Annotated in this window: 9 protein-coding genes; 8 read left to right on the top strand and 1 reads right to left on the bottom strand. The window is 44.8% G+C overall.

Translation table 11 applies throughout. The features are described from left to right. Positions 1 to 243: 243 nt before the first annotated feature. From IQ230_RS10980 to IQ230_RS26595, 7 genes are all read left to right on the top strand, one after another. Positions 244 to 1317, top strand: a complete 1074-nt coding sequence (locus IQ230_RS10980) for an iron ABC transporter substrate-binding protein (protein ID WP_193932031.1) — start codon at positions 244 to 246, stop codon at positions 1315 to 1317. Positions 1318 to 1763: 446 nt separating this feature from the next. After that, complete coding sequence (locus IQ230_RS10975) at positions 1764 to 1943, top strand: hypothetical protein (protein ID WP_228054754.1); 180 nt, start codon at positions 1764 to 1766, stop codon at positions 1941 to 1943. A 91-nt stretch (positions 1944 to 2034) separates the two neighbouring features. Continuing rightward, complete coding sequence (gene sufU / locus IQ230_RS10970) at positions 2035 to 2526, top strand: Fe-S cluster assembly sulfur transfer protein SufU (RefSeq protein ID WP_228054753.1); 492 nt, start codon at positions 2035 to 2037, stop codon at positions 2524 to 2526. Between the two features lie 102 nt (positions 2527 to 2628). Beyond that, entirely contained in the window at positions 2629 to 3147 is a 519-nt protein-coding gene (locus IQ230_RS10965; protein WP_193932029.1) for a Ycf51 family protein, read from the top strand. A gap of 22 nt (positions 3148 to 3169) precedes the next feature. Beyond that, positions 3170 to 4330, top strand: coding sequence for an iron-containing alcohol dehydrogenase family protein (locus IQ230_RS10960; protein WP_193932028.1), 1161 nt, complete (start codon positions 3170 to 3172; stop codon positions 4328 to 4330). After that, on the top strand, positions 4327 to 5574 hold the full coding sequence (locus tag IQ230_RS10955) for an aspartate aminotransferase (protein ID WP_193932027.1): 1248 nt from the start codon (positions 4327 to 4329) through the stop codon (positions 5572 to 5574). The genes IQ230_RS10960 and IQ230_RS10955 overlap by 4 nt, the downstream gene beginning before the upstream one ends. A 219-nt stretch (positions 5575 to 5793) precedes the next feature. Further along, positions 5794 to 6249 (top strand): aldo/keto reductase, encoded by a 456-nt coding sequence (locus IQ230_RS26595; RefSeq protein WP_228054752.1) that lies wholly within the window; start codon positions 5794 to 5796, stop codon positions 6247 to 6249. A gap of 314 nt (positions 6250 to 6563) precedes the next feature. Here IQ230_RS26595 and IQ230_RS10940 read toward each other — a convergent pair whose 3' ends face one another. Further along, positions 6564 to 7496 (bottom strand): serine hydrolase, encoded by a 933-nt coding sequence (locus tag IQ230_RS10940; protein WP_193932026.1) that lies wholly within the window; start codon positions 7494 to 7496, stop codon positions 6564 to 6566. 79 nt (positions 7497 to 7575) lie between these two features. Between IQ230_RS10940 and IQ230_RS10935 the strand changes: the two genes are divergently transcribed. After that, entirely contained in the window at positions 7576 to 8253 is a 678-nt protein-coding gene (locus IQ230_RS10935) for a C40 family peptidase (RefSeq protein ID WP_193932025.1), read from the top strand. Positions 8254 to 8268: the final 15 nt, after the last annotated feature.

Here is an 8268-nt window from a genome sequence, read left to right as displayed (position 1 = left end):
GCCAGCTTCTGCTTAACTTCTTCAACGCTCTGGTGGGCTACAACTCGACTGACTCTTGCCATAACAGTGCTCGTTTCTCGGTTAACTGCACCCTACCCTAATTGTTCTTTAGAACGCAAGTTCGTATAATCGGCAAACAAGATTATTGTCATGCGCGTGTCATTTTCTTTAAGGATTATTTTAAACAAATTTAGTGAATAATTAAGATCAGGTTGCAAGCGTTATTGAGATAAGGAGGCAATAGTGAGACGTCGTAAGTTTGTATACTTAGTAGGATTAGCAACTGCAAGCGGAGGGATGGCGATCGCATGCGCAGATAACCAAACGACTACCACCACAACATCACCAGCCACATCACCTGCAACAACGGCTTCACCTGCAGGCCCTCTTGAGAACGAGTTGGTCATCTACTCTGGTCGCAATGAAGAATTAATTGGTCAACTCATCGAACAATTTAGACAAGAAACTGGCGCGAATGTTCAAGTTCGTTATGGAGACACCGCAGAACTCGCCGCAACAATTTTAGAAGAAGGGAATAATAGTCCAGCCGATGTTTTCTTTGGGCAAGATGCAGGGGCATTGGGTGCACTGCAACAAGAAGGTAGAACTGCGCAATTGCCAGAAAGTCTGTTAAATCAAGTTAACAGCCGTTATCGTTCGCCTGAAGGACAATGGATTGGTATTACAGGGAGAGTACGAACAGTTGATTACAATACTAATTTGGTGCAACCAGGGGAACTACCACAATCAATCTTTGGCTTCACTGAGCCTACTTGGAGAGGACGAATTGGTTGGGCGCCGACTAATGGGTCATTTCAGGCTTTCGTCACAGCTTTACGCGTCTCTCAGGGAGAAGAGCAAGCAAGAAAATGGTTAGAAGGTATTCGCGCTAACGAACCTAGAACTTTTTCAAATAATACTGCTATCCTGGAAGGCTTAACGCGTGGAGAAGTAGCTGTAGGATTTGTGAATCACTACTACTTAGAACGAATCAAGCAAGAAAACCCGCAAGTTCCAGTAGAACATCACTTTACTAACGATGTTGGTTCTTTAGTTAATGTTGCTGGTGTGGCAATTCTTAATTCAGCGAGGCATCCTAACATTGCTCAGCGATTTGTAGAATACTTGTTGAGTTCTGATGCACAAAACTATTTTGCTACCGAAACTAGAGAGTATCCTTTAGCTTCAGGAGTAACACCGCAAGGAGAACTCGTGTCACTCAACCAAATTGAAAGTCAAACTCCCGAAATTGACTTGAGTAACTTGAGAGACTTGGAAGGAACATTGCAACTGTTGCAGCAAACACAAGTCGTTTAAAAGAGGTCAGAGGTCAGGGATCGGAAAATAATCCCAATCTTTGATCTCTTGTGCGGTAAATTAAAACGAAGTTACGCAAAAAATGCGATCGCGACTTTTCAAGATGATTAACGCTAGCGAAATTGTTAAATACAAACCTCAGTAATCAATAGTTTTAGGACAAGAAATCATCGACTGCTTTAGTGAAGCTGAATGACAACACCCAAACAGTGGCTAAGTGTTATATTCCTTGCGCTTTAGTTTATCTTGACATTGATGCAACCGTGCGGATTGGCACGAGTAGCGATAACCATTGTTTGATAATGCCGAAGTCCTAAAAGCAGCGATTCAAAGTGCAGCTATTAGACCTTTTGCCTGAATCACAAATGCCTTCCTTCCGACTCCCTTCGAGGCTACTTAAATAAAGATTTAACAGTAAGTCCACGGAGGTGGACTTCGTTTGTATAGTGGCGAATTCATTCGCACTCGCATTCATGCGCATAGGTCTACTCCAACCGATTCTACGAAGCTACACGCCTCAGGCGGGATTACCGATCGCCGTTGTATTTCCCCAAAAACGATATCTATCAGCTAAAGTCCGCACTTTTGTTGAATTTATGACAGAATTGACCACCACTTTGAAATGAGTCGGAATTGTAGACTAAGGCAAAAAGTATAGATTACCCCATAACACCTGTTGCAGACTGATAGGATCGATATGGACAATAAAAACGCTTAATGACAACAGCAATTATGGCATTGAGTAATGTACGCGATCTGTATCAACAGGTCATTTTAGAACACTATAAAAAACCACGGCACAAAGGTAAAACAAATCCTGTGCATCGTCAGCAACGCGGGCACAATCCTTCATGTGGAGATACGATTGAACTTACACTCAAGCTAAACGACGCTGGTGACACAATTGAAGATGTGAAATTTGAAGGCGAAGGGTGTGCGATCGCAATGGCGTCAGCAGATTTAATGGCAGATGTGTTGCGTGGTAAGCAAGTTACTGAAGCATTATCAATGGTGCAGCGCTTTCAAAATATGATGAAAGGCGAAGATGAGTTTCCCAAAGAACTCCGTAAACTTAACGTCATGCAAGGCGTTTCACAATTTCCCGTACGGATTAAATGTGCAAACCTCACTTGGCACACCTTGAAAGCTGCATTAGAATCGACTCACGATCTTGCTAATACTGGGTTTGTCAGTAACGAAGACACGTAAATTATGATACGTTTGACCTTGTTTTTCTTGCGCTCGAATTTATCTACAGGATTTAGCTAATTGCTAAAAGCTAAGCGCTTTATATTACACCTTACCAACGTCATGATCACAACATCCGAATTTTTTCAACTCACGCAATGGGCAGGGATCGCGACACTGATTGTCGCAGTGTTGGCGATCGCCGGTTTTCTCTTTAAATGGGGTGTGCGGTTTCAGTTGGTGGGAGTTACAGGTTTTATGGCGGTACTGACAGGAGGTTTGTTTGCCCTCAGTTTAGTCCCCATTATGCGCACTGTCATCCCTGGTGCGGTACGGTTTTCGGTAATATATGACAATGGGGCAACACAAGCAGTCATTGCTGTACCGCCAACAATTACCGAGACAGAACTCGATGCGACTTTAAGACAAGCAGCTAGCGACTTATTCTCATATGGTCGCTTAGGTCAGGAGCAAGATCAACTAAATATCCGCGCGCGGACAATTATTCATCCTGAATTGGGAGTTTCTCAACCACTATATTTGGGAAATGTTAAGCGATCGCTACGAAATCGCGAAGACGAGCAAATCCAGATCGAAATTTTTTCTGATAAGTTCGCAAAATTACCTAAATCTTCAGCATAATTCTAAGATAAACTAAGCTTCGATGAATCAAACGACTCAAACTGCTACTAACGTCCTGACGCTTGCTGTTGCACCCGCACGAGTGTTGCGGGGAGTGCAGATTTTGTCGCAATCGGGAGAAGAAATTGCCGCTTTGGGCAAACGTCCGTTACTTGTGGGAGGCGATCGCACGCTTGCTGTTACCTTACCCGTTCTACAACCTGTATTAGAACAGCAGCAATTACAAATAGAAACGGCTAATTATGGTTCCGATTCAAGTGAAGCAACTTTAGTATCTCTAAAACAAGCCGTAGCCGCGCATCAAGCCGATCTAATTATTGGTGCGGGAGGTGGTAAAGCCCTCGATACAGCAAAACTACTTGCACATCATTGCAATTTACCTGTAGGTACTATCCCAACATCTGCAGCAACGTGTGCTGCTTGGACAGCACTTTCTAACATTTATACTGACGATGGCGGCTTTCTTTACGACGTTAGCTTGTCGCGGTGTCCTAACTTGGTGCTACTCGATTACGACTTAATTCAAACGGCACCTCTACATACCTTAGTTGCCGGAATTGGTGATGCATTAGCGAAGTGGTACGAAGCTTCTGTTAGTAGCGCCGCTTCTGAAGATACTCTAACCATCGCTGCCGTACAACAAGCACGAGTATTACGCGATATTCTCTTTCAAAAATCTGTCGCCGCACTTCAAGCACCAGGAAGCGCGGTATGGCGTGAAGTTGTCGATGCAACCGTATTACTTGCTGGCGTGATTGGGGGACTTGGTGGGGCGCAATGTCGGACTGTCGCCGCCCATGCGGTACATAATGGGTTGACGCATCTACATATCCACCACAGCATTCATGGTGAAAAAGTTGCCTATGGGATTTTGGTACAACTGCGGTTAGAAGAAATGCTGCAAGGCAATCAACTCGCGGCTACCGCACGGCAACAATTACTTAAATTTTACGACGAAATTGGTTTACCAAAAACGTTGAATGAATTGGGCATGGGGAGTATTACAATAGAAGACCTGCAAAGGTGTGTTGAGATCGCCTGCGATCCGAAGTCGGATATTCACCGATTACCCTTTAAAGTTGCACCCGAACAACTGATGGCGGCAATGGTTTCGACGACAGCACCGATGAGTAATTCCCTCAATCCTTCTGTGAGGATGATTCCCGATGAGGTAACTGAATGAGCTTGAATTGGATAAGTCCAGCCGATCGCATCCAAAAATTGCCCCCGTATGTGTTTGCCCGCTTAGACGAACTCAAAGCTAAAGCGCGGGAACAAGGGCTGGATTTAATTGATTTGGGAATGGGAAACCCCGATGGTGCGACACCGCAACCTGTCGTAGAAGCCGCGATCGCTGCCTTACAAAACTCAAAAAATCACGGTTATCCTCCCTTTGAAGGAACAGCGAGTTTCCGACGGGCAATTACAGATTGGTATTATCGTCGTTATGCAGTGAAACTCGATCCTGACAGTGAAGCATTACCGTTACTCGGTTCCAAAGAAGGATTAGGTCACTTAGCGATCGCCTATATTAATCCTGGCGATGTTGTTTTAGTTCCTTCTCCTGCATATCCCGCACACTTTCGTGCCCCTGTCATTGCAGGTGGTGAAGTTTATAGCTTAAATTTGTCACCCGAAAACGATTGGCTCATCGACTTATCAAAAATTCCCGCAGACGTTGCCCAAAAAGCCAAAATTCTATATTTCAATTATCCTAGCAATCCTACGGGAGCGACTGCACCACGCGAATTTTTTACCGAAATTGTCGCCTTCGCCCGCAAATACGAAATCTTGTTAGTTCACGATTTGTGCTACGCCGAACTTGCCTTTGATGGCTATCAACCTACGAGTTTACTTGAAATTCCTGGTGCGAAAGAAATTGGCGTTGAATTTCATACACTGTCTAAAACATACAACATGGCAGGCTGGCGCGTCGGCTTTGTTGTCGGAAATCGCCATATCATTCAAGGCTTACGCACGCTCAAAACAAACTTAGATTACGGTATTTTCGCCGCACTGCAAACCGCCGCCGAAACTGCACTTCAACTTCCCGACGTGTATTTACACGAAGTGCAACAACGCTATCAACAACGCCGCGATTTCCTAATTCAAGGATTAGCTGAACTCGGTTGGAATATTCCCAAAACCAAAGCAACAATGTATTTGTGGGTACCTTGTCCCAAAGACACAACTTCGACAAACTTCGCGCTTGATGTATTACAGCAAACTGGAGTTGTCGTCACTCCAGGAAACGCGTTTGGTGCTGCGGGCGAAGGCTACGTGCGGATTAGTTTGATTGCCGAATGCGATCGCCTCCAAGAAGTGCTCAACCGCTTCAAACAAGCTGGAATTTGCTATTCAGCAGAGGTCAAAGGACGCGCAAGCGCAAACCTACCGGTTCAGGGGTCGGAGATCAGGGTAGGATAAGATATCTTGGTTACGTGAGTGATTGGTCTTCAGTTGATGTGAGATTCTCTGTAAGTCTTTGTCCTTAAGGGTGTTGACAAAATGAAGACAAGGTAGATACTCTTTTAAAAACCTTAGTGTTGAACTACTAGAAGAAGCTCAGTTCTCAGTAATCTTGTACGCGACAAGGCATTGTGGGGGAAGATGCAGCAAAATCAGGCGAGCGATGACAGATGAGCATTGAGTCGCACTCAGTCTGATTGGCAAGATCTCGAAATTTTTCAAGTCCACAACATTGCGCCCCAAGAGCTTGTGGTTGAATCACTTCTTAGTCATCTGATTGTTATCCATACTACTCCACAGCCTGTCGAAGTGATAGAGCAAGCTGACAGCCTTCGATTCAAAGGACTAGCTCAAGCGGGCAGTCTCAATATCCATTCAGCGGTTAACTGGACAGCGAATCAACCTGGTATTGGTTCGGTGATTGTGGGAGCGACGAAGCTATCGCAATTAGAAGATAATCTCAAAGCATTAGATTTTGAGATTCCCACCGAATTGAGCGATCGCCTTGATGCAATTAGTTGTCCTGAGCCTCAATTTCCCTACAGCTTCTTTGAGCCAGAGATTCAAGGAATGATTCATGGCGGTAAATCAGTCGGCTTGAAGCCAAAAGGATATTATCCTATTCTTCAGTGAACTCGCCGTTGTACTTATCCGACAGTTGCAATAATCTCCAGTTGGTTCTATTTCGTCCGACAATCGGCACAGCAAGCCAACCTTGCAATCGGTGGATACTTTCCTGCCTCTGTACCAAATTCTTTCCATTCTGGCTGGGCTTCAAGTTCCGCTTGCGTCATACGCACAGGTTGATTGTGCCGCAATAACCATCTGTGAGTTTTATATCCAGTTGCAGGAGTATCATAGTTTGCTCGCGCGGCATATTTCTCTACGAGGGAGAAGAACTTCCGAATCGAACTCTTACCTCTATCCTCTGCACCTGGAGTAGTTCGTTAAAAACCTCCAACCTCCCGCACAACCTGCTGCGAAATAAACGGCAAAAGCTGGTGATTCTGACTATGCGCCCTACCTTCAACAAACACCACTAAAAGATAAGGCTGCTTCCCAGGAATCTCAACATAAGCTGCATCATTGCGTACTTGAGTTGTCCATCCAGCCTTCGACCACAACTGCGCATCATCCGGTAAACCACCACCCAAAAAACCCGTCACTTGATTTTCTTCCAAATCAGTCGCTAACTCTTTAAGATCGCGTTGCAGCAAAGCCATCATCGCCAGCGATCGCTCACTCGATACCGCCACGCCCCCAATAATACTGTGCAATAACCGCGCTGTTGCATTCGTCGTTAGCATATTGCGATTTTGCATCATCTCGCCCAAATACATTCTCTCTCGCCCGTAGGGACCTTCACACCACGTTTTTTGATTCACATTAATCTTTTCAATTTCTTCCCAGCCCAATGACTGAAAGTAGCGATTGACGATATTACGCTGTGATTTCCAAGTTTCAAACGGACCTTGTGGCAATTCAGGACCGCTTGTTGTACCACTCAAAACATCTACAACTAAGCTTGTAGCATCATTACTCGAATCGACAATCATATCGCGCATCGCGCGTTCCAACTCACTCGAAGTCTGCACCATGCCATTTTCTAACCATTCGTGGATCGCGACGAGGTAAAACAGTTTGACGACACTTGCAGGATAAATCCGTTCATCACCACGATAACTAAATCCTCGCACTTGATAATTCCAAAAAGCATTAGGACTTAAAGCCCCACCAGTGTTTACCGGAACCGGAGAGTCGTAGACAATCCATGTCAAAGCTAAAGAATTTTGAGGCAATTGCGGAAATTCTGCCCAGGTTGCTTGTAAAATGCGATCGCCTGAATTTTTTAGTTGTTTGTCTTGTAAGAAAAAAGTCATAAGTAGCAATTAGCGATTAGCTTTTAAGATAGTGAATTAAATTACTAGATTATAAGAAGTAGGTCAGAAAGCAACAAAAATGACCGTAAAAGAGTTACAAATAACTGAATATGAGTGTCAAACGCATCTGAATATTTATGATTCAGCGCAGTGCGATCACTTGGCAACGCAGGCAGCTACAGGGCGGCATTTGCAGATAATCTCAATTGTTGAGGATGCGGCAATCGCGGTGTGTTTATGTGAAGATGGCTATCCTGGTTGGTTGTCACGATCGGATGTTGCAGGGTTGAAAGTTGCATCGCAGGCGTATCAAGCTAAGTGTGTAGCAGAGATGGAAATTAGAAAGTTAATTCCGCGAGTCATTGCATTTACTCAGGCGGCGATGCAGCAACCAAATTATTACTTTTGGGGTGGTACCGTAGGACCTAATTACGATTGTTCGGGTTTGATGCAAGCGGCGTTTGCTTCAGTGGGTGTGTGGTTGCCTAGAGATGCGTATCAGCAGGAAAAGTTTGCGCTAGCAATTACGGTAGAGGAAATGATCCCAGGCGATTTAGTGTTTTTTGGGGTTGAGAGGGCGACTCATGTAGGGCTTTATTTGGGGGATGGTTGTTATGTTCATAGTTCTGGGGAGAAGATGGGACGAAATGGAATTGGCATCGATCGGTTGTCGGAACAAGGAGATAAGGTGAGTCGGTCGTATTATCAGCAGTTAAGGGGTGCTGGAAGGATTATTGAGAGTTACGAACCTTATTAGGCGTAGAGGACGCAG

This window comes from Gloeocapsopsis crepidinum LEGE 06123, assembly GCF_015207655.1.
GTDB lineage: Bacteria > Cyanobacteriota > Cyanobacteriia > Cyanobacteriales > Chroococcidiopsidaceae > Gloeocapsopsis > Gloeocapsopsis crepidinum.
Note: the sequence above shows the minus strand (reverse complement) of the source record. Positions and strands in the feature narration are given on the sequence as shown.

Bases quoted from the DNA above. Each gene is read 5' to 3' on its own strand.
- sufU (WP_228054753.1), top strand. From the start codon at position 2,035: ATGACAACAGCAATTATGGCATTGAGTAATGTACGCGATCTGTATCAA.
- IQ230_RS10935 (WP_193932025.1), top strand. From the start codon at position 7,576: ATGACCGTAAAAGAGTTACAAATAACTGAATATGAGTGTCAAACGCAT.
- IQ230_RS10955 (WP_193932027.1), top strand. From the start codon at position 4,327: ATGAGCTTGAATTGGATAAGTCCAGCCGATCGCATCCAAAAATTGCCC.
- IQ230_RS10960 (WP_193932028.1), top strand. From the start codon at position 3,170: ATGAATCAAACGACTCAAACTGCTACTAACGTCCTGACGCTTGCTGTT.
- IQ230_RS10965 (WP_193932029.1), top strand. From the start codon at position 2,629: ATGATCACAACATCCGAATTTTTTCAACTCACGCAATGGGCAGGGATC.
- IQ230_RS10940 (WP_193932026.1), bottom strand. From the start codon at position 7,496: ATGACTTTTTTCTTACAAGACAAACAACTAAAAAATTCAGGCGATCGC.